The sequence below is a fragment of the Yersinia sp. KBS0713 genome (assembly GCF_005937895.2).
GTDB lineage: Bacteria > Pseudomonadota > Gammaproteobacteria > Enterobacterales > Enterobacteriaceae > Yersinia > Yersinia bercovieri.
Window position 1 is genome coordinate 4,183,555 of record NZ_CP042173.1, and the last position, 25,756, is coordinate 4,209,310.

Below are 25,756 nucleotides of genomic sequence, written 5' to 3' on the forward strand. Positions count from 1 at the left end.
CCCAAACTGGCCAGTAGCGTCGCTGAATAACTCTATTTATTCGCCTGCTCGAAGCGGCGCAGCAACACATCACCCCGCTTCACTGCGCCATCCAATGCCTCTTGCGGGCTATTTTTACCGGTCCACACCCCCTCCAACTCCTCATCAACCACGGTGCGGATCTGCGGCATATTGCCCAGACGCAAACCCTTGGTATAAGGCAATGGCGGCTTATTCAACATTTGGCGCGTAGCAACATCAGCACCGGGGTTCTTCTCATAGAAGCCCTGCTGCTTGGTTAGCTCATAAGCGGCGGTGGTGATCGGCAGATAGCCGGTCTTCTGGTGCCATTCAGCCGCGATCTCCGGTTGAGCCAGATATTGCAGGAACTCAGCTACCCCCTGGTAGGTCTCTTTATCTTTACCATCCATCACCCACAAGCTGGCCCCACCAATAATGGCATTTTGTGGGGCATCTTTCGCATCGGCGTCGTAAGGCATCATGCCAACACCATAGTTAAATTTCGCGTATTGGCGGATATCGGCCAGTGAACCGGAAGAGGCGGTGGTGATGGCGCAATCGCCACTATAAAACTTGGCGGTCGACTCATCTTTGCGGCCAAAATAGGTGAAATCACCCTTTTTATTCATATCCGACAGCAGTTGAATATGCTTCACCTGCAATGGCTTATTGAACTCCAGCACCGCATCAGTACCATCAAAACCATTATTCCGGCTGGCGATCGGCTGACCATGCCAGGCGCTGAAGTTCTCGATTTGAATCCACCCCTGCCAACCGCTGGCATAGCCGCAGCTTGAACCCGCAGCCCGTAGCTTAGCGGTATCTGCCGCCAGCTCTTGCCAGGTTTTGGGCGGCTGATCCGGGTTCAGACCCGCTTTTTTGAAGGCATCTTTGTTGTAATACAGCACTGGGGTGGAGCTGTTAAATGGCTGGGATAGCAAATGACCTGTTTTGGCGTCGGTGTAATAACCGGCTACTGTCGGCACGAAAACAGATTCATCAAAATTAATATTGGCGTCTTTAAACACCTGGAATACTGGCTTGATCGCCTTACTGGCCATCATGGTCGCCGTGCCCACTTCATAAACCTGCAAAATGGCCGGCGCTTTACCGGAACGGAAAGCCGCAATCCCCGCCGCCAGACTCTGCTCGTAGTTGCCCTTATAGACAGGGACGATCTTATAATCGCTATGCGACTGGTTAAAGCGGTCAGCTAATGAATCCACCTCTTTACCTAACTCCCCCTCCATGGAGTGCCAAAAAGGAATCTCCGTTACCGCCATGGCATTGGCACTAAATACTAAAGTCAGCGCGATACAAATCGATGTTTTACTAATAGTATTATTAAACATAATCCGGCCCCTGAATAAATCTGTCTGACTCACCTCAATCAATTGCAGTGGATGAGCAATTTTGTTCGAAAGCAAACATGACACCACTTAGTGACAGAAATATAACTTTTACATGACATAAAAATGACAAGTCACTAATGGAAAAACAAAAATGACTTTTTAACGCTAGGATTAATTAAATAAACTTGTAATCTAAGTTAATAAAGAGTCAATTAACAAAATGCATTAGCACATTAGATTACTCATAGTGATAAATATAATTTTTATATATCTCAGCAGTTACTCAGATTAATTTTTTCTCCTTAATGCGACCTGTTAATTATTGAGCCACCTGATATGCCGTGATAGCATCACCTCGCCCTGATGGATGAATTATATTAATGCGATTCTATTAACGCCCAACCTATTATCGCTACTATATATATCCATCAAATAAGCATCATAGAGTATGATATTGCCTTCTCAGGTATCATCTGGAGCAAGGCTTCATTTAAACATTAAAGGACTATTAGGAATTTATGATGAAAAAGACCCTACTATCTATTATGACTATGGCAATATTGGCTAGCAGCACAGCGGCTTATTCAAACGCAGTAACCAAAGATATTATAGTTGAAGCAACAATCCCGGCGACATTAGATATGACTGATGCTCAGGGGAAGGCAATTAATATCACCCCTCTGAAAATGGTGCACGACCCCGATAACGGCGCTTACACAATAACTCAGCCAGTCAGGTTCAGAGGCAACGGTGACGGCTTGAAGGTTACTATGACCGAAGAACTCAAGCTAGAAGAAAAAATAACCAAAAAAGATTTTGGCAAGATTGACCTAAAACTGGGTACACACGATCTGAAGGTTGGCGAGGTTATTGACTTCGGAAATGACGATCTTAACAAAGATGTTAACTTAGTTATTTCGGGTAAAACACCAATTGATGCTGTGGGAGGAGATACATATAGTGGCACCCTTAAACTTACTTTAGAACCTAACTCTTAATTACCACCATGCTGTATATATTTATTTGATTAACAGATGCAGCTGGGAGACTTAGTTCTCGGCTGCATTTTTCACGCTATGAAAATTGAGTGATTACTACAATGAAATGGATATGGATTTTGCGCTTTGTTGTCATGGTAATGTTTGCTAGCAGCACAGTTGTTTACTCAGCGCCAGTGACCAAAGAGATTAAAGTTGAAGCAACAATTCCGTCAATATTAGAATTGGATATCGTGAGCCTGACAAAATCTGCACCGGGAGATGTCATTGTATTAGAATATGGAGATTATAATGGCCATGCGCCTCGTTTCATGAGCAGTGCCTTAAGTCTTAAAATAAGACATAATTCTGATGCTAAGCAGGGATATAATCTGAGTATCAACGACGACGCTGAATTGACAACGCTTACGAGGAGGGGATATAAAGGCTTTCCCATGGAGGTATCTATTAGTACAAATAACGGGGAGAAGCGTTTATTATCTGCCAATCCCGTAAAAATTAACAAAGTATCAATACTTCTACCAGGTAATGATGATGTAGTCCCTTTGTTAATACCGCTAAGGATTGAAGCTATACCAGGGTCTGTCCTTATAAAGGCGGGAGAGTTATACACTGGGATACTTACCTTTACCTTAGAACCATTGAGTTAATTATCCTTAAATGGCAGTAAAAAATATTGATAACACATCACTATCGACAACATAGACAAAAAATTTGGAATGAGTGTTACGCCCCTATCTGACACCAAAATATATAAAGGAACAATTAAGCTCGTTGTGGAGCCTATACTTTAGTTAAATTAAAAAAGCATTTAACCCTAAGCAAGACCATATTTTATAATAATTAATCGCGGAATGGAATCCAATGGCAAAGATACTAAAAGACAATCAGTTGATTTTATGTATTTTATTATTTCCTACATTTAATCCAGCGTGGGCAGAAGATATATCCATTGAGTACTTAGTCCCTGCAGGATTCTCTGCCGCTGAAGAAAATAATACACTGCAATTAATTGGCGTGTTAGATGGCAAAACCTTGCCTGGCCCGCTATTTTTTTCAGAAGATAAACAGCAATTAAGTTTTGACAAGCAAAAATATAGAAACAACAATGTTAGTGAACAATCAATTATATTGTTAGAACAGATCCTAGCTCAACTCCCCTATTTACAATGTCAAAATGGTTGTGACTATATTTTATCTGGCCATAATATCATGCTGGATAAAATTAATAATGTCATCACAATAAACAATAGCAACAACCGCTACTTGATGCCACCGACTACGTGGGGCCTGGTGCATAACCAATCTTTTGATCTGCGCATGACGGCCAAAAACTACCGAGCTATATCTGGTCGTGGTCAGGGCTATATTGGTTTGCCTTTGCAATCATATGGTTTTATAAATTGGTTTTATAACACCACACGTTCGAAGAGTAATTATCTGCAAAGGAACACCCCCCAGTACCAACACCAAACCCAGAAAGGAATTGATAGTTGGTATCTACAAAAGAACTTTCAGACACTCTATTTACGAACAGGCAGGCAAAATAGTCTAGATAACAGCGCCGGTAGCATTCACACCTTACTTAACCCGGCGTTAGACCAATTTATCACCTTGGGTAGCCAAAGCTATTTGGCTCTTGATAAGCCCTCTGCGGGTAGCCTGGTGTTATATGCCACTGCGGATGGGGATTTTGAGATTTACCGCGATAATCAACTTACTCGTCGTATTCCTGCACAACTGGGCCGCAATGAAATTAATTATAATCAACTGCCTGGCGGCTATTATAACGTTGAAATTCGCTTAGTAGATAATACTGGCCGCGTAATCAGCCAGGAAAGCCAAATCATCAGCAATATCAGTACTCAAACCAATAATGGTTGGTTTGTCACCATGGGAAAAGGGACGGTACGCAATAAAAATCCTAATAGAGATCACCCTTATAGAGCTCACCCTTATTTAGTGCAATTTGGCCGCAGTATGAATATAAAAAATCTACAAACAAATATTTCGCTGCTTAAAGATAATGCCCATCACTGGGCCGCTGAAGGGAATATATCGCGCCCATGGGGTTTCTCCGATCTGACGATTACCCCGACCCTTGGCATGATGTCTGGTGAAAAACATGGTGGTGGATATCTGCGCTTGAATGGCGGGAATACTATATTAGGCTATCTATCAGTAGCTCGATATCAAACACCAGATGTATCAATATATGCACCAAACTACGGCAGTACATCTGTATCTTACAGTCGTCGCTTTGGGCCAACTCAACTCAGTTACCAATTTAATCAATATGAACGCAGTAGACAGCACCGTATTCAGGGCAGTTGGGACTGGCGGCACCCACAATTTGGCCTAAACCTCTCCCTTGGCGTACAAAAAGGGGGCCTGTGGAACAGAACAAATAGCTATAGCTATCGCGATAATAACTATGGTGTTTTTCTCAATACTACACTCTCTTTCCAGCAGAGCAGCGCCAGCATAAACAGCGTCTATGCACAGCAACAGTTAACCACCAGTGCCAGTTACCAAAAAGAGTTCACCGATAACCATGGCACCAGCTCTTTGGGTATTAATGGCAGTACCAGTGGGAGTAACAATAGTATCGGCAGCTTTGCGCATCGTAGTGGAAGCCGTGGAGATATATCCGCCCGAGTAGGTATTGATAGCAAAATAGCCAATGGTGGGATCAGTTATAACGGTATGCTCGCCGTCAGCCCACAAGGGGTAGCTCTGGGGCGTAGTAGCTACAGCGGCTCGGCACTATTAATAGAAACGCCAGAATTATCAGATACGCCTTATAGCTTCCAGGCAGAAGGCCATCCAATAACGGGCGGCGGCCTCTATGCCATACCGATTCCCCGCTATCAGGATCGTTTCTTTATCTCTACTCATAATGACCGTAGTGATCTGGATATGCATATTCAGCTACCGGTCAATATTGTACGGGCGCACCCCGGGCAGGTCTTCTCCAGTAAAGCAGACATTAGTTTAAGCCTGCTTTACAACGGATTCCTCAAAGATCTCCGTGGGCAACCCGTCAGCGGAGTTATTCAGGAGACAGGTGATGCCGTCCACCCTAATGGGCTGTTCTCCATTAGTTCAAATACCATATTGAGAGAAATTACTGTCCAAAATGGCTCAATCCGTTATCGCTGCGATATGCGTCGGCAGCATGATCATATTTACCAGTGCCACTCGAATTAACATCAACAGGAATTATAATGAAACACAATAAGTTACTATCAGCCGCTTTTTTACTGTTGCTGCCAATTACTGCAACTTACGGGCAATTATCAGTCATTCCCGTCAAAACTACGGTTAATGCACTGGATCAACACCGCACGATACAAGTCTATAACAGCGGTGATAAGCCACTCTATTTAGATATCTCACTGCAACGGGTCGATAACCCAGGTATCAATCCAGAGAAAAAAACCCTGATTAGTGATATTCCTCAGCCTGAAATGATTTTTAACCCTAACCGAATTACATTAGGGCCGAAACAGAAGCGGGATATCAAGTTATTACCGCTAAAATCGCCAACGCAAGAAACACTCTATCGTCTATATATCGATCCGATAGTCGAGACCAAAGCCGTTGTGAACAAAGCCGATAAAAGTAAAATTCACGCGCCTATGACTATCAGTATTGGTTATGGGGTGCTGATTCACCATGTTCCACCTCTAGCGGCACAAACTCGCCATTGGCAGCATCAATGTATGCCCGACAACCGTTTGATGCTGAGTTCCACAGGTAGCGTCCACAGTAAGTTTGAACAACTCAAATCACCCAATGACTCCAAACTGGCTGACAGCCTGAATCTATACCCTGGCACGCCGATCACCTTGCCAGTCAAACAGCTTAGCGGGAAGGTAGATAATGAACCTTTTACTCTTAATTGCGGTTAGTTTGCTACCGCTCAGTGCATTTGGCGCCATTGATATTCAGCCACATGTGTTGGAGATGCGACAGGCCAATGCTGTGGTAAATGTTATCAATCGCAGCTCAATGACCGAATACATCACGGTCCAGCTATATCAAGTCAATAACCCCGGTGTATCACCCGAGCAAGAATCATTGACCGCAGTTGGGGAACAACTGCAGCCGTCACTGTTTGCCGTTCCAGCCAAACTGACTCTCGGCCCCAAGCAGAGCGGAAGAGTACTCCTGAAAGCGCTACAAGCGCCGGAGAAAGAGCAGGTCTATCGGTTATCAGTGGCCCCTGAAAAAAACCTGCGGGTTAAGGGCGGTCATGGGGCGGTATTAGGTGTGCAATTAAGTTATATGGGGTTGATCAGGCATTTGCCAGCATCATCGCAGCACCAGTGGGAGCACCGCTGTGTCAACGGGGGGATAGAGTTACAAAATATCGGTAATACCCGTCTGCGGTGGCACCAACTAATAGCCCAAGGCCAGGATATCAAAGATTTTAATCTCTATCCCGAGCAACGTCGGCAACTGGCAGCCAGAGATATACAGGGAATGATTGAGGATAAAACCTTTAGCTTGAGATGCACTGTCGATTAAAGACAAGGAGCGTTATGAAAATTATCACAATAGTCGCCATATCATTATTACTTCTCTGTCAGGTAGCTTCAGCGACAGCTCCGATTCCGCTAGGAAGTATTGATGTCAAATTAGATGTCACTGCACCAGAAAGAATTGAGATCGAAAATCCGACAGGCGGTGGTTGGTATAGCAACATTAAGCTGGAGAATACCCCAGAAAATCGGTCTCTTTTTCAGGCAGAAGTGCCAGTGAGGGTAAAACTTCGACAGGCAGAGAGTTTCACTATTTCGGTTAAGACGCCATTAATACTCACCCGCGAAACCAGTGCTGCACATTCAGTAGCATTGGCGTTCCTGCCAGCCGAGGTGAAGTGGGGCAGGGCTGGCCATCTACAGCCGTTAGCCGCTATTCCACAAAAATTTACTGTCGACAAAGGTACAACCAGCCAGAATAGTGCCGATTATCTATTACATATTTCGGCCCTGGCACCTGATGGGCAAGATACTGCTGGAAAATATCAAGGGCAGCTAACATTAATCTTCGAAATAAACAGCTGACAGTTATGGAGATATACCAAGTGAATATAATCAATAAACACTTATTTATGGGGCTATTGCTATTAATACTGTCTCCCGCCGTGATGGCAGCGCCTGAGTTCGTCAAAGACTATGCTAATTGCTCAATAAAACTATTAGATGATGACAGCGTAGAAGTCTCTTTTCGGGCAAATGTGGTAGATGATTTATCTGAAAAAACTGAGGATTCTGATGATCTGCACCCATTATTATCATTCCATCTTTATGATAAGGATGGTGATAAATTAAGTTCATATTATCCAGCCACTATCAGTAATTTATCTATTAATGGCAACGGCATAGTATCGCCCCTTCCCAATAATGAATGGGTACTTGACTCTAAAACTATTACTGGGACGGCATTCTATAATGTCTCATTTGTAGTTCCCTCTCATATTATTCGCTCTCTTGCCGCTGTAAGAGTCGGCGTAACTATTGGCCTTCTTGAATCTATTGATGACCATGCTCAATTACTTGTTGTTGATCCAAAGGGTGTTTCTTTTAACCCATTAGGCAATCAGTGCAAAGACTTTGATCCAAGTTCACCACCAGATGCGTTGAAAATTCCCCCTAAGTTTATTTTAAAATCAGCAACATGGGAATTAAAGCCCATTGATCTGGATACGTTGCTCGATAGGAAAGCTCGCGGCTTAGAGGCTCCACTGAAACATCCAGAGGCCAATCGCTTATGTATCAGCTACCGAGGGATGGGGATAAATGATGATGGTTATGTGATTAGCGTCGACAATACAAATGGGTTATCTGCAGACGGTCAACATTTTAAATTAATTGAAAAATCCGGCAATAACGTTATTAACTACAAGATATTTCTAGATGGCAATGACTATCAAGAGGACATCGTCGTTCTACCTGAGCAAGGAAATTGGGTTGAGTTAGCACGACACAAAAATGAGGCATGTTGGTCACCTAGAATTGAGGTTTATAGCACTGAAACTACTGATAAAGGTAGTTATAGCGACACACTGAATTTTACGATCACCCCTGAGGCATGATACTGATTAGCCCATTGATAATGTTATATTTTCACCATAAAAAGGCCCGTTACCGGGCCTTAAAAGAGAATCCTGCGTAATAGCTATGGCTGCTTAACCCCCCAGATAAGCTGAACGCACAGCTTCATTCGCCAGTAAAGCAGCCCCTGTATCTTCCAGAACAATACGCCCATTCTCCAGTACATAACCACGATCAGCCAATTTCAGCGCCTGATTCGCATTCTGCTCAACTAAGAAGATGGTCATTCCCTCTTCTCTTAGCTGTTGAATAGTATCAAATATTTGCAGGATAATAATCGGCGCCAGCCCCAGTGACGGCTCATCTAAAAGCAGTAACTTAGGTTGACTCATCAATGCACGGCCTATCGCCAGCATCTGCTGCTCACCACCGGACATCGTCCCTGCCCGCTGAATACGCCGCTCAAACAACCGTGGAAACAAGTCGTAAACGCGCTCAATGCGCTGCTGATATTGCTGGCGATCAGCAAAGAAGCCGCCCATCGCCAGATTCTCTTCAACCGTCATGCGCGAAAACACCCGGCGGCCTTCAGGTACAATCGCAATTGCCTCGCGCATAATGCGAGCCGTCTGCCAGTCAGTAATATCCTGCTCACCAAAAACGATGCTGCCTTCAGTGGCGCGCGGCTCGCCGCATAATGTTCCCAACAATGTCGTTTTACCCGCACCATTGGCCCCAATCAGCGTAACAATTTCGCCCTGTTGAATATGTAAACTAACCTGATGCAGCGCCTGAATTTTGCCGTAATGGGCTGAAACTTGATTAAATGACAACATGTTATGTTTATGCCTCGCCCGCTTTCCATTTACTCAACATAAGGTTACTCACCCAAATAGGCCCGAATCACATCCGGGTTATCACGGATTTCAGCGGGAGTGCCTTGTGCCAACGGCGTTCCCTGATTCACCACATAAATGCGGTCAGAGATACCCATCACCAGTTTCATATCATGCTCAATTAACAAAACTGAAACCTGATGCTGGCTTCGTAGCTCCATAATCAACTGATTCAGTTCATCAGTCTCTTTCGGGTTCAGACCTGCCGCAGGTTCGTCGAGCATCAATAGTTCGGGCCGGGTCACCATGCAGCGGGCAATTTCCAGACGCCGTTGCTGACCATAGGCTAAATTCCCTGCCTGTCGGTTTGCCAGCTCTAATAAGCCGACACGCTCCAGCCAGGTTGCGGCACGTTCCAGGGCATCAGCTTCTGCGCGACGAAAGCCCGGCGTCTTCAGCAAACCGGCAAAAACACCACTTTTAAGATGCTGATGTTGTGCCACCAGCAAGTTCTCTACGACAGTCATTTCGCGGAACAAACGCACGTGCTGGAAGGTACGAATCACGCCCATGCGGGCAATCATCTGGCCGGGTAGCCCTTCCAGATGGCGATCACGTAACTTAATGGTGCCGCCAGTTGGGCGGTAAAATCCAGTCAGGCAGTTAAAAATGGTGGTTTTTCCCGCCCCGTTAGGGCCAATCAGTGAGACAATCTCCCCCTGATTAAGGGTCAATCCCACATTGTTGACCGCCAGTAATCCACCAAAACGCATCGACAGCCCTTCAACGGCTAACAAAGGTTGCGTACTCATGCTTTCTCCCCCTGTTTAGCGTTGATTTCGGCTACTTTCAGCTTCAGTTGTGGCCGTTTCATTGGCAACAGGCCCTGCGGTCGCCAAATCATCATCAATACCATCAATGCCCCCAACAGCAACATGCTGTAGGCATTGAGATCACGCATTAACTCGCGCGAAACCACCAGTATTACCGCCGCCAGAATGACCGCGAACTGTGAACCCATCCCCCCTAAGACCACTATCGCCAGCACGAAAGCCGATTCAACAAAGGTAAAAGACTCTGGGCTGACAAAACCTTGTCGGGCAGCAAACAGCGTACCGGCAAAACCGGCAAAGGCCGCACTGATGGTAAACGCCGTTAGCTTGATTTTGGTTGGGCTAAGGCCCAGTGAACGGCAGGCAATTTCATCCTCGCGCAGCGCTTCCCATGCCCGGCCTAGCGGCATACGCAGCAATCGGTTAATCACAAACAGGGTCAAAATCACCAACAGCAGTGCCACCATATACAGGAAAATGATGCGATCGCTTGGGTCATATGTCAGGCCAAAGAAGTTATGGAAGGTATCCCAGCCGCCATCTTTTGCGGTGCGGCTAAACTCCAGACCAAACAGTGTCGGTTTAGGAATTTGGCTAATGCCATTCGGGCCACCAGTGATTTCGGTATTGTTGAGCAGCAAAATACGCACAATTTCACCGAAACCGAGTGTTACGATCGCCAGGTAATCCCCACGTAGGCGCAGGACGGGGAAGCCCAGCAAGAAACCGGAGAGCGCCGCGACAATCCCAGCCAGCGGCAAACTTTCCCAGAAGCCTAAACCGTAATAGTGATTCAACAGCGCGTAAGTGTATGCACCGATGGCATAAAACCCACCGTAGCCCAGCACCAGCAGGCCAGATAAGCCCACCACGACATTCAATCCCAGCCCCAGCATGACATAAATTAGCGTCAGGGTTGCAATATCAACTGAACCTCGGGAGACCAAAAACGGCCAGGCAATTGCGGCGATAATAATCGCGGTGGCGAATAATTTCTGCCGAGGCGTGGTGCCGTCAAAACTGGGCAGTACCCAGGCGGGGCCAGAGATTTTCTTGATGCCCTGTTGGATAACCGGGCGCACCAACTGGAAGAAAAACACCACGATACATGCCGCGCCAATCCACAGCCAGCGGACTTCCGAGGCACCTTGCACGATCAGTTTGGTGCCATCTAGCTGCAACTGTAGCCCCATAACAAACGAGGCGAGAACCAGCAGGACGAAACTGGAGATAATGGCGTTGACGAAGTTGAGCTGTTTCATACCTTTTCAACCTCCGGACGGCCTAATATCCCAGTCGGCATGACTAACAGCACCACAATCAGCAATGCGAATGAAACAGCATCTTTGTATTCGGTGCTGAGATAAGCAGAGGTCAGTGCTTCCGCAACCCCCAGAATCAAGCCGCCGATCATCGCGCCTGGAATACTGCCGATGCCGCCCAATACTGCCGCAGTGAATGCCTTCATGCCAGCCATAAAGCCGATGTATGGGTTGATCACGCCATAGAATTGGCCGAGCAATACGCCCGCAACTGCCGCCATCAATGCCCCGATCACGAAGGTCAGTGAGATGACTCGATCCGTATTAATGCCCAGCAGACTAGCCATTTTCAAATCTTCAGCACAGGCGCGGCACGCGCGGCCCATCCGGGAGTAGCGGATAAAGAGTGTCAGCGCCAACATGGCGAGGAAGGTGACTATCCAGATCGTCAGTTGCATGGTGCTGATAGTGGCGGCGAAACCATTGGTTTCAGCCAAGGTCCACTGGCCGGTCACCAAACTCGGTAGCGCCAGATCCCGGGAGCCTTGCGTTAGGCTGACGTAGTTTTGCAGGAAGATAGACATCCCAATTGCAGAAATCAGTGCAATCAAACGCTTAGAGCTACGAACCGGCTTATATGCCACCCGTTCGATACTCCAGCCATAAGCACTGGCGATCACAATTGAGACCAGGAAAGCACAGCCAATCAATAACCAGCTGGCATCAATCCCCATCATCATTAATGCGGCTATCACGATAAATGAGACGTAGCTGCTGATCATATACACTTCGCCATGAGCAAAGTTGATCATGCCAATAATGCCGTACACCATGGTGTAACCGATGGCGATCAGCGCATAGGTGCTGCCCAACGTCACGCCATTGAACATTTGTTGCAGAAAATACAGAAACTGCTCTGACATACCCTAACCCTTTGATTCACTTGCCTGGCTGCCCTAGCCAATTGCACCTAATCTACTGTGTGCAGAGAGGAAAATCCCCCCGAAACCTGGGGGGAATGCAACGGGTAAAAGGGGCCGGGTTGCTGCGGGAGCAACCCTACAACTTGATGTTTCTAATATTATTGTTATTTGACTGCGGTAGATGAGCCATCCGCGTGCCATTCAAAAATACCGAACTCAAACCCTTTCAAATCACCTTTATCATCCCAGCTCAATGGCCCCATCACTGTTTCGACCGGCTTGCCGGTTTTCAGATCTTTGACCAAATCAGCGGGTTCCTGGCTACCAGTGCGCTCCATCGCCGTAGTCAGCGATTGCAATGCGGCATAGGTGGTCCAGACGAATGGGCCAGTTGGGTCCAGCTTCTTCGCTTTCAGTGCATCAACGATAGGTTGGTTTGTCGGCACTTGATCATAACGTTTCGGTAATGTCACCAGCATACCTTCGGACGCATCACCGGCGATGTTGGACAGTGAGGAGTTACCCACGCCCTCTGGCCCCATGAAGCGGGCGGTCAGACCGGCTTGCTTAGCCTGACGCAGAATTTGCCCCATCTCCGGGTAGTAACCACCGAAGTAGACGAAATCGACATTCTCTTTCTTCAGACGAGCAACCAGAGTTGAGAAATCTTTATCACCGGCGGTCACCCCTTCAAACAGCACAGGTTCTGTACCCTGTTTTTTCAGGCTATCACGCACGGAACGCGCCAGACCTTCACCGTATTGCTGCTTATCGTGCACAACTGCGATACGTTTAGGTTTGATGGTCTCAAGAATATATTTAGCGGCAGTTGGGCCTTGATCAGAATCCAGACCCGTGGTGCGCATAATCATTTTATAACCACGGGTGGTTAGATCAGCATTTGTCGCGGCAGGGGTGATCATAATCACGCCTTCATCTTCATAAATGTCTGATGCAGGCTGAGTCGAAGAAGAGCAAAGATGACCAATAACGTAGCGGATACCGTCATTAATGACTTTGTTGGCAACAGCAACGGCTTGTTTCGGGTCGCAGGCATCATCGTATTCCACACCGACCAGTTTATCGCCTTTAATTCCACCTTTGGCATTGATATCAGCAATAGCCTGACGTGCACCGGTAAATTCCATGTCACCATATTGGGCTACCGGGCCGGACATCGCGCCAACAATGGCAACTTTAATGTCTTTCGCCAGTACAGAGTGGCTCATCGCCATCGCGATACACCCAGCCAGCAACACTTTACCTTTTGTTAATTTCATCCGCGAATTCCCCATCTGTCATTGTGAACGTGCTTGTTGTGTTGGTCTTAACGTTTTATCGTGCCGCTACGTTTTATTCATATGTAATAATGATTTAGTCTCAAAAGTGATGCTTTTTTCTAATAAGACTTTATTTTTCATGTTATTAAACAGGAGTTTTATGCTGTAAATCAACTCAGACAAGCAGAAACAAGCGGTGTAAACAGCATAAAATTAGGATTAAATTGAATGGGTTTTACTCAAATGATAGTGGGTTATGCTGGTTGCGTGACCATTTACTCAGTTAAAACTCGGAAAATGCAGTATCGAAAAAACATTTTCCCCCAAGCACGTACAGAAAAACTTACACAACGCTCTGGTCTGTGATCTAGTACAATAAACCACAGCATAATTCCCTTTACTTTTTTATGGTCTTTTGGCGATGAAACTGACTATTGAACGATTAACAGCTCTGACTCATCAAGATTTTATCGATTTAGCGAAGATTTGGCCTGAGCAGCAGCAAACCAGCTGGCAACAATGGATTATCGACGGTAATCCGCTCTTTGCTGCGCGCTTTAATGAGCGCCTGTTAGGTGCGGTGAAAGTTGTTGTGAATGGTCAAAATGCCAGGCTTCAGGATTTGTGTGTCAGAGAAGTGACGCGTCGGCGTGGCGTGGGGTTATATCTGATTGAAGAAACATTGCGTCAGCTGCCGGCCGTTCAGCACTGGGCGCTGGGTGATGAGCAGGTCACAGCCGAGAATCGCGCGGCCATAGCGGGTTTTATGCACGCCTGTGGTTTTAGTCGTAGCACGCAGGGCTGGCAGCGATAACTTGCAGCAATCATTAGAGGTGGAGTTATTAACGAAAAATGCCAGTGGCGGGGAGAACAGGCAGATCGTAAAGACGCCGTAAATCCATCCTTGGAGGCTCGAACCTCTCCGCCTTGGTGCGACATTTTACTCTTCCACCAGCCCTCACCGTTCCAGGTCGAATCATCGGGATTTGCCATCAGTTTGATGAGTAATTAACTCTGCGGCTTTGTACGATTTCAAACCAGGTTAACCAGATCAGCCTTGAGTGCCAGAAAAGCAAAAGGGCGATATTAATATCGCCCTTTCTGTGGTATCACAATCGCTGAATCGCCCTATCAGGCTTCAATTGCCATACGTAATTTTTTCATCGCATTTTTTTCAAGCTGCCGAACACGCTCAGCGGATACACCGTACTGATCGGCCAACTCCTGCAACGTAGACTTGTTGTCATCATCCAGCCAACGGGCACGGATAATATGCTGGCTCCGCTCGTCCAAACCTTCCAACGCATAAGCCAGTTTGTCTGCTGCGTGGTTATCCCAGTTATCCTCTTCAATGCCATCGGCAAAATCAGAAGTTTTATCCTGCAAATACAGGACTGGGGCCATAGATTGACCATCACGTGCTTCGTCATCTGGAGATGGATCGAAAGTCATATCCTGTGCGGACATACGTGATTCCATCTCGCGAACGTCTTTACTGGTCACACCCAGCTCTTTGGCAACCAACTCGACTTCATCCTGGTTAAACCAGCCCAGACGCTGCTTAGTTTTACGCAGATTAAAGAACAGCTTACGCTGAGCTTTAGTGGTCGCGACTTTAACAATCCGCCAGTTACGCAGAACATATTCGTGAATTTCTGCTTTGATCCAGTGTACCGCGAAGGAGACCAGACGCACCCCAACTTCAGGGTTGAAGCGGCGAACTGCTTTCATCAAGCCAATATTACCTTCTTGGATAAGGTCAGCCTGTGGCAAACCATACCCAGAATAATTACGGGCAACATGAGCGACAAAGCGCAGGTGAGACAGGATAAGCTGTTTAGCCGCTCCCAGATCGCCCTGGTAATGCAGCCGTTCAGCCAGCTCCCGTTCTTCCTCTGCTGTCAGCATTGGATAGGCGTTGGCAGCCCGAATATAGGCTTCCAGACTACCTTGGGGTACTAAGGCTAAAGTTTGCATTTCTTTGGTCATTCAAAACCCTCTCATTGCATTGGCTAGTAAGTGCAGATTTCTCTCAGCGCCGATATTTTAGCATCTGCTTAGACAGATTCAAGCGCTGGGCACCTTATCATTTCACTGTGCTTTTCGACCGAGTATTGCCAAAAAAGTTCATGCTGGATCACATTTTTTGCAGCGGATCGTAGTCAATAATTTGCAATACATAGCAGAAAACGTCGATGGAATTCACGGGTAAACAGCGCCTCTCTCCCTGCTTTAACTAAACACCGCAGGGAAAGAGTATAACAAACATTCTTTACTGCGGTGTAAATCGGCGTAAATGTTGCACCGTCGCCAGCCAGGCGGCGATCCAGCCAATCATGGCGGAGATCAAGACCAATAGCAGGCACTCATCCCAGCTTAGGCCATGCAGTGTAAAGCTGGTGCCGAACACCGTCGCTACCTGTGTAACCACTGATCCGAGCTTCCAAACCAGCGCTTCAGAGAGCAGCAGCGACAGAACCGCACCACCGAAGCCCAGCATCGCACCACCATTCAGGAACGGCCGTAGGATGAATCCATCAGTAGCACCAATCAGCTTCATGACATTGATAGTATCGCGACGGCTGAAAATGCTCAAACGCACACTGTTACCAATCACCAAGAACACGGCAACCACCATCAACACGCCAATTATGGCCGCCACCTGCCCAACCAAGCCCGTGAGAGCGGCCAGACGGGCAAACCAGCTGTCGTCCATGCGGACTTCAGCGACCCCCTCCACTTTACTGACGCGGTCTCGCAAGGTATCCAGTGTTCCAGAGCTTTGGAAATCCAACTTGGGTGTGATGATAGCAACAGCGGGCAGCGGGTTCTCTTCCAGCATATCCAGCGCACCACCAAAACCGGACCAGTTGCGAAACTCACCCATCGCTTCTTCCCGCGATAGATAATTGACCTTCTCGACGCCGGCTTCTGCTTTCAGTGTGGTGACCACATTTTCCGCCGCGTTATCATCCAGAGCTTTATCCAGATAAACTGTCAGTTGCGGGGTTGGATACCACTGGTCTGCCGCCTGACTGACGTTCTTCCACACGATATAGCAGACACTTGGCAGTGTCAGTGAGATAGCAATCACCATCACCGTTAAGAGAGTTGCCAGTGGTTGGCGCATCATATCGGCGATCGCATTGACCCACGAATAGCGCCACTGTTCACGCCAACCGCCTTTCAGCGCTCTGGTTTTAGCTTTCTGTGCACTATTCGCCATGGTGCGCTCCTGACATTCGCCCCTGACTTAGCGTCAGAATCGGGTAGCGCCGCCGGGCAATCAACGACGTATCGTGGGTTGCCATCAAGACGGTAACGCCCACACGGTTAAATTCTTCAAATAAGCGCAAAATACCTTCGGATAACGCGTCATCCAGATTACCGGTGGGCTCATCTGCCAGTAATACCGCGGGTTTGTTCACCACTGCTCGGGCAATGCCAACGCGCTGCTGTTCACCACCAGAAAGCTGAATCGGAAAGTTCTTCGCCTTATCCAGCAGCCCCACTTTATCTAGCGCCGCTGATACGCGCCGGCGAATATCTTCAGTGCTGGCACCGGCGATAATCAATGGCATGGCTACGTTGTCGTATACCGTCCTGTCCAGCAGCAGATGGTGATCTTGGAAGATCATGCCGATCTGGCGACGCAGGAATGGAACTTCGCGGTTTTTCAAGCGGCTGATATCGTGACCACCAAACCAAATATGGCCGGCACTGGGGCGCTCGATACCACAAATCAGTTTCAGCAGCGTACTTTTCCCTGCGCCAGAATGGCCGGTGAGAAACGCCATTTCCGCTGGTCGCAGATGAAAATCTACTCCTTGCAACGCCTGTCGTCCGCCTAGATAAGCTTTACTGACCTGTTCAAAGCGAATCATCCGTATTAATCCTCTCGGGCAAAAAGAGCCTCAATAAAATCGTCAGCCTTGAATGGCCGTAAATCTTCTATGCCTTCCCCAACACCGATATAACGGATTGGGATACCGAACTGATCTGCGATGGCGAAAATCACCCCGCCTTTGGCGGTACCATCCAGTTTAGTCAGAGTAATCCCGGTCAGACCCACGGCTTCATTAAAGAGTTTCGCCTGACTCACCGCATTTTGTCCGGTACTGGCATCTAACGTCAGCATAACCTCATGGGGGGCATCGCCGTCCAGTTTTTTCATCACCCGGACAATCTTCTTCAGCTCCTCCATCAGGTGGGCTTTATTTTGCAAACGCCCGGCAGTATCGGCCAGCAACACATCAATACCACGGGCTTTAGCCGCTTGAATGGCATCGAAAATCACCGAGGCGGAGTCCGCACCGGTATGTTGAGCCACCACGGCAATTTTGTTGCGTTCACCCCAAACTTGCAGCTGTTCTACCGCAGCTGCGCGGAAAGTATCACCCGCAGCCAGCATAACGGATTTACCCTCAGCCTGGAATTGACGCGCCAGTTTACCGATGGTAGTCGTTTTGCCCACGCCATTAACGCCAACCATTAAAATAACAAATGGGTTTTTACCACTAACATCCAGTGGTTTGTCTACTGTGGACAGAATTTCGGACATCTCCTCTTTGAGCTTGCTATATAACGCCTCCGCATCTTTTAGCTGCTTACGGCTAGCATGTTCAGTCAATGAGGTGATGATTTTGCGGGTGGTTTCAACACCAACATCGGCGATCAGGAGTTGTTCTTCTAACTCTTCAAACAGATCGTCGTCGATTTTTTTACCGCTGAACAGCCCCATAAAACCAGAACCGAGGTTCTGCTTGGTTTTGAGTAAGCTGCGTTTTAACCGCGCGAAGAAGCCCTCTTTGGTTGGCCGCTCTTGTTCTTGCGCCGCGACTGGAGCAGTGACCTCTTCAAGCACTTCTTCCGGTTCAATTTCGTCGTCAACGGCAGCATCTTCTGCAACGACCACCGTTTGCTCGAGAAGCTCGACCAATGGCTCTTCCACAATGGCTTGTGGTGCCGGTGTCTCGATAGCAATGCTCTCTTCCGTTATCGGCAGTTCTGGCGCACTGACAGTACCTTCATCCCATTCATCAGCACTGTTATCATCACTTTGAGATTGAGAGAAATGATGCTGTAAATACTCGGGTTCTGAAGATAAATTGAGCGGTTCGTCGACGACCTGAGCGGTAGGTTCAGCATCCACCTCTGGCAGAATTTCAGCGGCAGCTTCACTGATAGCAGCACTATCCCACTCACCTGGTGTTACCGCAGAGTGTTCAGCCGGTTGTTCATGCCCATCGGCATCAGCAGACTGACTTTCAGATATCACTTCAGATGCAACTTCAGCCTGTTTTTCGCTGCTAACTTGCTCTTCAGCTTGCTCAGCAACACCTTCTTTCTCAGTAGCCAATGGCTCTGCTGTTTGTTCTTCACTCTGACGGCCAAGACCCAGCCAGGAAAAAAATCCACGTTTTTTTTCTTTTGCCATTTTGGACTCTAATTACTTTGGGTTTGCATAAATAAGATAATAGTTCGCAAGTCTATCACTTTCCCCTGAACAGCAACACGCGCACAATGCTGCTTTCTAGTGTGAATTCAATCAACAAAAGTTTAACGTTTCCCCCTCGAGGGAGCTATAGGTAGAATAGACGCTAACTCTTTTATTCAGTGCTGCAATACTGGCCTATTTTCAAGTAAAGCGATCTATGGCAAAGCGACCAATAGCAAAAGAAAAACAAGCACCACAACAGTCCGCAGGGCAGATCCGGATTATTGGTGGCAAATGGCGAGGGCGTAAATTGCCGGTGCCAAATAGCCCTGGACTGCGCCCGACAACGGATCGGGTCAGGGAGACACTGTTTAACTGGCTGGCTCCCATGATTCAGGGCGTTCGCTGCCTGGATTGCTTTGCGGGTAGCGGAGCCTTAGGGCTGGAAGCACTATCCCGCCAAGCTGGCGAAGCCGTATTGCTGGAAGCCGATCGGCATGTCGCTAAACAACTGAGCAATAATTTGACTCTCTTGAGCGCCGATAATGGGCAAGTTGTGAATACCAACGCTTTACAGTGGTTAGCTCAACCGGGACAACCCTTTGATCTGGTATTCCTTGATCCTCCGTTCCGTAAAGGTTTGTTAGCTGAAACCATCAAGTTACTAGAGCAATTTAACTGGCTGACTGCCGATGCCTGGATTTATGTCGAAGCCGAAGCCGAGAGTGCCACCACCGACCTCCCTGCCAGTTGGCAGTTGCATCGCGAGAAGGTTGCCGGGCAGGTGGCCTATCGCCTCTATATTCGCCGTAAAATGGCGCACCAAGATGGTGAACCAGTTGAAGAACAGGAGCAACACCATGTGGATTAATCTCGGCCGATTATTGATGTTAGGAGTGTGGTTCTTCTTGCTGCTGAATCTGTTCCAACCGTTCCCTACACCTTTAAGATATTTTATTAATGTTGCCATGATATTTATGGTTTTGATGCATGGTCTGCAACTGGTCTTGCTCAAATCCACCCAACCAAAAGATCAACCGATCAGTGGCTTACAACAATTTAAGATTTTTGTCTTCGGGGTGTTTGAATTACTGGCCTGGCAAAAGAAACAGCCACCACTGCCTAAAAAATAGAGCTTCTGCCGCGAAGCTATTACCTAAGCTGCCATTTCTAAACGGTTATGGCGGCAACGGCTTATTTGGCCGCCGAATTGGAGGTAAAACCAATATAGCGGGTGCCTTGTAAACGCAATGTTCCCTGTGCGCCTTGCTCTATGCGGTTATACTCCTGCTGTGGCAATATCATTTTGATTTTACTGTTATTTTTCACTTCCATTCCACTAAAAAGTGGTTGGAAATAGACTTCATAGCGCTTTTCTTCGGCGACAATCTCTTCGCGCTGACGCGAGCGGCGATTAGGGGCCAAGACCTCCCGCTTTTCAGCAACTTCAACTTGCAAGCTGCGCACAGGCGCGCGGTCATTTTCTGCATCCTGCCGTTTTTTCTGCCAGTACTGACGAGTCGCCAGTACAACGATCAATACCACCACGGCAATCAATAATAACGGCGGTTTACTCATAAGGTTTGACCTTAAAATCACACCCAATAGCGGTAGTTGGGTTTATGACCCGATTTAGCTTTATGACCCAGTATTAAGGCTTATTGCCTGGTAAATAAGGGAAACTCATCACGTTATTGCCCAATTCAGAGATGCGGGCGCTACCCTTTTCTGTCACGGCATCAATGCGAATGACTGAATGCAGGGGAACATAGCTGCGGTTAACACCTGAAAACTCGGTCTTCAGCTTTTCTGTTGAGGGGTCGACCAGCAATGTTGATTGGCTATCAAAGACAAAATCAGCAATTTCAATAAATCCAAAGAGGTTACTAGGCCCTACCTCGCGGACATAGAGCTGATAATTCTTACCGTTATTTATAAACTGAATACGATAAAGTAACTGTTCATTGGTCATGACGTTATCTGCCTCTATCCCTTGATTTAGCGAAAGGAAATCGGCGTTAACATAACATGTGGGCCAAACAAGACCAAGAGCTGCGCCGGTTGATTCTGCCGCTAAATCAGATTATGCGCACTGCCGCGCATTTAGTGTTATAAAACATTCAAATCACTCTCGTGTCGCTATCACTCTGCTCCTCCATCCTTTACACTTATTCAGTGTATATACCCAAAGTTATTGGTGTTGCGCTTTTTTATTACAACCCAGGTATCTCGCTGAAACCTGCATAGAAAAAAGGATAAATAATGAGCTGGCCATTCCTTGCCGTATTCTTTTCTGGTTGGTTGTTTGTCGATGCTACTTATCGTGGCCCACGCTGGCAGCGTTGGGTATTCAAACCCGTTACTCTGTTGCTGTTACTCTTACTTGCCTGGCAAGCGCCAATTCTTGGCCCTATGGGGTATCTGATTGTATTAGGTTTGCTGGCAACCCTGGCTGCTGATGCCTTATTATTGCTACCCAGTGAGCGCTTACTTTATGCGCTAGGGGCATTTTTCCTCTCTCATTTGCTGTACACCGTCAGCTTTGCCAGCCAGATGACTTTCACGTTGTTTTGGCCGCTGCCTTTAGTTTTGATCATTGTCGGCGTGTTGCTGTTAGCCACTATCTGGACCAAGTTGGAAGAGATGCGCTGGCCCATTGTGGCATTCGTGGGCATGACTTTATTGATGGTATGGATGGCTGGTGAGCAATACTTTGCCCGCAGCACAGACCTGAGCTTCTCATTGCTGGCAGGGACGGTTTTATTGCTGATTTCACACAGTATTTGGCTGCTGAACCGCTATCGTTTCTCTTTCCGGGCTTCAGATGCCATCGTCGCGGGATGCTATTTTGTCGGGCACTTCCTGATTGTCAGATCGCTCTATTTGTAATTGAGTACATAAGTAATTGAGTAAATAAGTAGTGCAGCAACACATTATTTAGCTGATTGATGTGACTCATGGCTCCAGGGAGGGAGCTAAAACCTTAAGCGCAGGATGCGTTCCCCTTAGTCGTGTCCTTTCTGATATCAAAAAACCTTTTTAGCAATTATTCTCATTTGCCCTCTTGACTCTAGAGTTAACTCCAAGGTGTAGAGTGCCGTTATCTACCAAATCCTGTTTAGGGGTCACTACTATGCATTCACATTCTGAACATAAGCACTCAACTGAGACACAGGGCAGCTGTGGCTGTGGTCATTCTCATGCCAAAAAGCAGGCCGGTTGCAGCAGTCAACACACAACCAATACCAGCAATGACACGGTAAAATCAGTGAGTGAGCACTCACATAAGGATGGAGATTGCTGTAGTCAGATCCATGCAGATGAAGGTGATGACGAAAGCGACATACTTGCGGCAGCGATGCCTGCGGGGAGCCAGCGCTTTAGCTGGCAAATCAAAGGGATGGACTGCCCAAGCTGCGCTCGAAAAATTGAGAATGCCGTCAGTAGTCAGGTTGAAATTGAAAATGTAAAAGTGCTGTTTGCCACGGAAAAACTGGTGGTGGATGCCAGCACGGATATTCGTCTGCAAGTCCAGCAGGCGGTCAGGCAGGCTGGGTTCATCCTGATTGATACCCAATTATCTGCCGAAAATCAGGTTGAAGCGCCCGAATCACGCTTTCGTGAATACCTGCCAATAGCACTATTAACCCTATTGATGTTGATCAGTTGGGGAATCTCTCTATTCAGCACCGAACTGGCTGAGTTCGCCTTCGCCGCGACCACCATTGTTGGGCTGATTCCCGTGACAACCAAAGCCTGGAAGCTCATCCGCTCAGGTACACCTTTTGCCATTGAAACCTTGATGAGTGTCGCGGCAATCGGGGCGATGTTTATCGGCGCAACTGCTGAAGCGGCGATGGTATTGTTGCTGTTTATGATCGGCGAATTGCTGGAGTCCTATGCCGCAAATCGTGCCCGTCGTGGGGTGAAAGCGCTGATGGCGCTGGTGCCAGAAGAGGCGCTGTTATTGAAAAATGGTGAGCGTATCTCAGTTCCGGTCGCCAGTTTACGTCCCGGCGATATCATCGAAATTGCACCGGGAGGCCGCCTGCCCGCGGATGCCGAATTAATGACCCCGTTCGCCAGCTTTGATGAGAGCGCCCTCACCGGAGAGTCAATCCCTGTTGAGCGGCAGCAAGGCGAAAAAGTCGCGGCGGGATGCTTATCCGTCGATCGCGCCACCGAGATGCGGGTGATTTCAGAGCCGGGTAATAACGCCATTGACAGAATACTGCAACTTATTGAATTAGCAGAAGAACGTCGTGCCCCCATTGAGCGCTTTATTGACCGTTTCAGCCGTATTTATACCCCTGCGATTATGCTGCTCTCGGTGCTGGTGATGCTGGTGCCGCCGTTGGCTTTCGCCGAACCTTGGGAAAGTTGGATTTATCGCGGCCTGACATTGCTGCTAATTGGTTGTCCGTGCGCACTGGTGATCTCGACTCCAGCGGCCATTACCTCCGCACTGGCGGCGGCGACGCGACGCGGTGCACTAATCAAAGGCGGCGCGGCACTGGAACAACTTGGGCGCATTCAAACCGTGGCTTTCGACAAAACCGGCACACTGACCGAGGGTAAACCGAAAGTGACCGATGTTCTGCCGGTCGGTGGCGTAAGTGAAACCCGCCTGCTGGCTTTGGCAGCCGCAGTCGAAGCCGGATCGCACCATCCGCTGGCTGTCGCGATTATGCAGCGAGCACAACAAAACACCCCACTGCTGCCGCTGGCTGAGGGGCGTCGCGCGCTGGCAGGTATCGGCGTTGAGGGCAGCGTGAATGGGCTGGCGGTGCTTGTCAGTGCGCCCGGTAAGTTGCCCGCAGGGTTATTGACCGATGAGTGGCAAACGCAGCTCGATCAGTTGGAAAGCAGCGGCAAAACTGCCGTCGCCGTACTGGAGGATGAGAAGTTTATTGGCTTACTGGCGCTGCGCGACACACTGCGCACCGATGCTAAGCAAGCCATTGATTCACTGAAAAAATTGGGCATTCAGGGTGTAATGTTAACCGGCGATAACCCACGGGCGGCAGCGGCCATTGCCAGTGAGTTGGGAATTGATTACCGTGCCGGATTGTTGCCCGCAGATAAAGTGCAGGCGGTGATGGCGCTAAATGAAGCTCAGCCGACAGTGATGGTCGGAGACGGCATTAATGATGCGCCAGCAATGAAAGCGGCCAGTATTGGTATCGCCATGGGCAGTGGCACTGATGTGGCACTGGAGACAGCCGATGCTGCACTGACCCATAACCGGCTTACCGGGCTGGCAGAGATCATTCTGTTATCGCGGGCAGCGAATGCCAATATTCGCCAGAACATTACGATTTCGCTCGGGCTGAAAGGGATTTTCCTGGTGACCACGTTGCTGGGTTTAACCGGCTTGTGGCTGGCGGTATTAGCGGATTCAGGCGCCACCGCATTGGTGACGGCTAACGCATTGCGGTTATTGCGAAAAAGAGATGTTTAAGCGCTAAGACGAAAGGGGCAATTACTCCACCTTTGCCCCTTTCTGCACCAGATACCGATAGGGGGTCTGTTGGGTATCTTGGGCCAGCAACTGGTGATCCATAAAGCGGCAAAAGCCGGGGATATCACGGGTGGTGGCCGGGTCGTCAGCAATGATCAGCAGTGTTTGGCCATTTTCCATATGGCGAACCGTTTTACGTACCATCATCACCGGCTCTGGGCAGCGCAGGCCCAATGCATCAAGTGTTTTATCTGGATTAGCAAAAATATCGGTCATGACGGCTCTCTTGTGGGTCAGTATGCAGTTGCGCAACAGTATCGGAATTTATAAGCTGGCTGACGAAGCCGCATTCGTTTACGAAGTGGTGCTCGTTTACGAAGTGGCGCTCGTTTATGAAGTGGCATAGTTTACCCCGCCGATTTTTAGGTGCAAGTAGTGCTAACGTTTGCGTTAAAATTAACCATTGCATTCGTTGCGCAAACGGGTATCATGCCGCCGCGCCGTAAAATTACGGTACATTTTGTTTGGGTTCCCTCACCCCAGTAACCAAAAAGGTCACATTTATGTTTTCGTTTACTCCCCAACAGCGGATGACCGCGTTGGTATGGCTATCGCTATTCCATATCGTCATCATTACCTCCAGTAACTACCTGGTGCAATTGCCGATCGCTATCTTCGGTTTTCACACCACCTGGGGGGCCTTTACCTTTCCATTTATCTTCTTAGCCACCGACCTGACTGTGCGGATTTTTGGTGCCCCTTTGGCGCGCCGGATTATTCTGTCGGTGATGGTGCCTGCGCTGCTGATTTCATACCTGATTTCAGCGCTGTTTTATCAGGGAAGTTGGCAAGGGTTCCCAGCGCTAACCAGTTTTAATCTATTCGTGGCGCGTATCGCAGCCGCCAGTTTTATGGCCTATGTGCTTGGGCAAATTCTGGATGTTCAGGTGTTTAACCGCCTGCGTCAGCGCAGTGCCTGGTGGGTTGCCCCGACGGCAGCAATGTTCTTCGGTAATATCAGCGATACTATGGCGTTCTTCTTTATTGCGTTCTACCGCAGCACTGATCCGTTTATGGCGGCAAACTGGGTGGAGATAGCCCTGGTGGATTACAGCTTTAAGTTGCTGATCTGCATGTTGTTCTTCCTGCCAGCTTATGGCGTAATGCTTAATGTATTGCTGAAATATTTTGCCCGTAAGACCAACCAGCAACCATTGGCGACTGTCAGTTCTGCGACACATTAATGGCTATTCCGGCAGCCACACCCCTGTGGTTGCCCCTCGCTGACCAACAAGCGCTTATGGATTTCTCC

At 48.0% G+C, this 25,756-nt stretch carries 27 protein-coding genes; 14 read left to right on the forward strand and 13 right to left on the reverse strand.

Features of this window, described 5'->3' with window-relative positions; genetic code table 11:
• Window positions 1-32: 32 nt before the first annotated feature.
• Window positions 33-1,352 (reverse strand): sn-glycerol-3-phosphate ABC transporter substrate-binding protein UgpB, encoded by a 1,320-nt coding sequence (gene ugpB, locus FFE93_RS19830; RefSeq protein ID WP_138775849.1) that lies wholly within the window; start codon window positions 1,350-1,352, stop codon window positions 33-35.
• Window positions 1,353-1,870: 518 nt separating this feature from the next.
• Between ugpB and FFE93_RS19835 the strand changes: the two genes are divergently transcribed.
• The 7 genes from FFE93_RS19835 (at window position 1,871) to FFE93_RS19865 (ending at window position 8,453) form a co-directional block, all read left to right on the forward strand.
• Window positions 1,871-2,350, forward strand: coding sequence for a CS1 type fimbrial major subunit (locus FFE93_RS19835; protein ID WP_081444622.1), 480 nt, complete (start codon window positions 1,871-1,873; stop codon window positions 2,348-2,350).
• A gap of 101 nt (window positions 2,351-2,451) precedes the next feature.
• Window positions 2,452-3,000: a hypothetical protein gene (locus FFE93_RS19840; RefSeq protein ID WP_032898005.1), complete on the forward strand. Its 549-nt coding sequence runs from the start codon at window positions 2,452-2,454 to the stop codon at window positions 2,998-3,000.
• Window positions 3,001-3,214: 214 nt separating this feature from the next.
• Window positions 3,215-5,560 carry a TcfC E-set like domain-containing protein gene (locus tag FFE93_RS19845; protein WP_138775851.1) on the forward strand — a complete coding sequence of 782 codons (2,346 nt, stop codon included), beginning with the start codon at window positions 3,215-3,217 and terminating at the stop codon, window positions 5,558-5,560.
• Between the two features lie 17 nt (window positions 5,561-5,577).
• On the forward strand, window positions 5,578-6,264 hold the full coding sequence (locus tag FFE93_RS19850; RefSeq protein WP_005274800.1) for a hypothetical protein: 687 nt from the start codon (window positions 5,578-5,580) through the stop codon (window positions 6,262-6,264).
• Entirely contained in the window at window positions 6,236-6,883 is a 648-nt protein-coding gene (locus FFE93_RS19855; protein WP_032898006.1) for a hypothetical protein, read from the forward strand. The genes FFE93_RS19850 and FFE93_RS19855 overlap by 29 nt, the downstream gene beginning before the upstream one ends.
• Window positions 6,884-6,903: 20 nt before the next feature.
• Entirely contained in the window at window positions 6,904-7,422 is a 519-nt protein-coding gene (locus FFE93_RS19860; RefSeq protein WP_099460559.1) for a fimbrial protein, read from the forward strand.
• 20 nt (window positions 7,423-7,442) lie between these two features.
• Window positions 7,443-8,453 carry a hypothetical protein gene (locus tag FFE93_RS19865; RefSeq protein ID WP_138775854.1) on the forward strand — a complete coding sequence of 337 codons (1,011 nt, stop codon included), beginning with the start codon at window positions 7,443-7,445 and terminating at the stop codon, window positions 8,451-8,453.
• 93 nt (window positions 8,454-8,546) lie between these two features.
• Here FFE93_RS19865 and livF read toward each other — a convergent pair whose 3' ends face one another.
• From livF to FFE93_RS19890, 5 genes are all read right to left on the reverse strand, one after another.
• A complete protein-coding gene (gene livF, locus FFE93_RS19870; protein ID WP_004875850.1) occupies window positions 8,547-9,248 on the reverse strand; it encodes a high-affinity branched-chain amino acid ABC transporter ATP-binding protein LivF in 702 nt (233 codons plus the stop codon).
• Window positions 9,249-9,292: 44 nt separating this feature from the next.
• A complete protein-coding gene (livG, locus tag FFE93_RS19875) occupies window positions 9,293-10,060 on the reverse strand; it encodes a high-affinity branched-chain amino acid ABC transporter ATP-binding protein LivG (RefSeq protein ID WP_049602600.1) in 768 nt (255 codons plus the stop codon).
• Complete coding sequence (locus tag FFE93_RS19880) at window positions 10,057-11,343, reverse strand: high-affinity branched-chain amino acid ABC transporter permease LivM (RefSeq protein ID WP_049602599.1); 1,287 nt, start codon at window positions 11,341-11,343, stop codon at window positions 10,057-10,059. Before FFE93_RS19880 ends, livG begins: the two co-directional genes overlap by 4 nt.
• Window positions 11,340-12,266 (reverse strand): high-affinity branched-chain amino acid ABC transporter permease LivH, encoded by a 927-nt coding sequence (livH, locus tag FFE93_RS19885; protein WP_005274815.1) that lies wholly within the window; start codon window positions 12,264-12,266, stop codon window positions 11,340-11,342. The genes FFE93_RS19880 and livH overlap by 4 nt, the downstream gene beginning before the upstream one ends.
• 164 nt (window positions 12,267-12,430) lie before the next feature.
• Entirely contained in the window at window positions 12,431-13,546 is a 1,116-nt protein-coding gene (locus FFE93_RS19890; protein ID WP_004875846.1) for a branched-chain amino acid ABC transporter substrate-binding protein, read from the reverse strand.
• A 421-nt stretch (window positions 13,547-13,967) separates the two neighbouring features.
• On the opposite strand from FFE93_RS19890, the gene panM reads away from it, so the two are divergent.
• Window positions 13,968-14,360: an aspartate 1-decarboxylase autocleavage activator PanM gene (gene panM / locus FFE93_RS19895; RefSeq protein WP_138775856.1), complete on the forward strand. Its 393-nt coding sequence runs from the start codon at window positions 13,968-13,970 to the stop codon at window positions 14,358-14,360.
• 317 nt (window positions 14,361-14,677) lie between these two features.
• On the opposite strand, the gene rpoH is transcribed toward panM, so the two are convergent.
• From rpoH to ftsY, 4 genes are all read right to left on the reverse strand, one after another.
• Window positions 14,678-15,535 carry an RNA polymerase sigma factor RpoH gene (gene rpoH, locus FFE93_RS19900; RefSeq protein ID WP_005274819.1) on the reverse strand — a complete coding sequence of 286 codons (858 nt, stop codon included), beginning with the start codon at window positions 15,533-15,535 and terminating at the stop codon, window positions 14,678-14,680.
• 283 nt (window positions 15,536-15,818) lie between these two features.
• A complete protein-coding gene (gene ftsX / locus FFE93_RS19905; RefSeq protein ID WP_032898010.1) occupies window positions 15,819-16,772 on the reverse strand; it encodes a permease-like cell division protein FtsX in 954 nt (317 codons plus the stop codon).
• Entirely contained in the window at window positions 16,762-17,430 is a 669-nt protein-coding gene (ftsE, locus tag FFE93_RS19910) for a cell division ATP-binding protein FtsE (RefSeq protein WP_004391337.1), read from the reverse strand. Before ftsE ends, ftsX begins: the two co-directional genes overlap by 11 nt.
• A 5-nt stretch (window positions 17,431-17,435) precedes the next feature.
• The gene (gene ftsY / locus FFE93_RS19915; RefSeq protein WP_057648668.1) at window positions 17,436-18,983 is read right to left on the reverse strand and encodes a signal recognition particle-docking protein FtsY; all 1,548 of its coding nucleotides are present in this window, start codon (window positions 18,981-18,983) and stop codon (window positions 17,436-17,438) included.
• 217 nt (window positions 18,984-19,200) lie between these two features.
• Here ftsY and rsmD point away from each other — a divergent pair, with 217 nt between their 5' ends.
• On the forward strand, window positions 19,201-19,854 hold the full coding sequence (gene rsmD / locus FFE93_RS19920) for a 16S rRNA (guanine(966)-N(2))-methyltransferase (RefSeq protein WP_138775858.1): 654 nt from the start codon (window positions 19,201-19,203) through the stop codon (window positions 19,852-19,854).
• Entirely contained in the window at window positions 19,844-20,116 is a 273-nt protein-coding gene (locus FFE93_RS19925) for a DUF1145 family protein (RefSeq protein WP_049602597.1), read from the forward strand. The genes rsmD and FFE93_RS19925 overlap by 11 nt, the downstream gene beginning before the upstream one ends.
• A 61-nt stretch (window positions 20,117-20,177) precedes the next feature.
• Here the strand turns inward: FFE93_RS19925 and FFE93_RS19930 are convergent, their stop codons facing one another.
• Window positions 20,178-20,561, reverse strand: coding sequence for a DUF2500 domain-containing protein (locus tag FFE93_RS19930; protein ID WP_057648672.1), 384 nt, complete (start codon window positions 20,559-20,561; stop codon window positions 20,178-20,180).
• Between the two features lie 73 nt (window positions 20,562-20,634).
• The gene (locus FFE93_RS19935) at window positions 20,635-20,955 is read right to left on the reverse strand and encodes a DUF1820 family protein (RefSeq protein WP_005274836.1); all 321 of its coding nucleotides are present in this window, start codon (window positions 20,953-20,955) and stop codon (window positions 20,635-20,637) included.
• Window positions 20,956-21,245: 290 nt separating this feature from the next.
• Here FFE93_RS19935 and FFE93_RS19940 point away from each other — a divergent pair, with 290 nt between their 5' ends.
• Together FFE93_RS19940 and FFE93_RS19945 are read left to right on the forward strand one after the other, a co-directional pair.
• Window positions 21,246-21,872 carry a lysoplasmalogenase gene (locus FFE93_RS19940; protein ID WP_005274839.1) on the forward strand — a complete coding sequence of 209 codons (627 nt, stop codon included), beginning with the start codon at window positions 21,246-21,248 and terminating at the stop codon, window positions 21,870-21,872.
• Between the two features lie 244 nt (window positions 21,873-22,116).
• Window positions 22,117-24,444: a zinc/cadmium/mercury/lead-transporting ATPase gene (locus FFE93_RS19945; RefSeq protein WP_138775860.1), complete on the forward strand. Its 2,328-nt coding sequence runs from the start codon at window positions 22,117-22,119 to the stop codon at window positions 24,442-24,444.
• A 21-nt stretch (window positions 24,445-24,465) separates the two neighbouring features.
• Here the strand turns inward: FFE93_RS19945 and tusA are convergent, their stop codons facing one another.
• Window positions 24,466-24,720, reverse strand: a complete 255-nt coding sequence (gene tusA / locus FFE93_RS19950) for a sulfurtransferase TusA (protein WP_057648675.1) — start codon at window positions 24,718-24,720, stop codon at window positions 24,466-24,468.
• Here tusA and FFE93_RS21820 point away from each other — a divergent pair.
• Together FFE93_RS21820 and FFE93_RS19955 are read left to right on the forward strand one after the other, a co-directional pair.
• The gene (locus FFE93_RS21820) at window positions 24,719-24,850 is read left to right on the forward strand and encodes a hypothetical protein (RefSeq protein ID WP_261369028.1); all 132 of its coding nucleotides are present in this window, start codon (window positions 24,719-24,721) and stop codon (window positions 24,848-24,850) included. The genes tusA and FFE93_RS21820 overlap by 2 nt on opposite strands.
• Window positions 24,851-25,007: 157 nt before the next feature.
• Window positions 25,008-25,688 (forward strand): 7-cyano-7-deazaguanine/7-aminomethyl-7-deazaguanine transporter, encoded by a 681-nt coding sequence (locus tag FFE93_RS19955; protein ID WP_049602595.1) that lies wholly within the window; start codon window positions 25,008-25,010, stop codon window positions 25,686-25,688.
• Window positions 25,689-25,756: the final 68 nt, after the last annotated feature.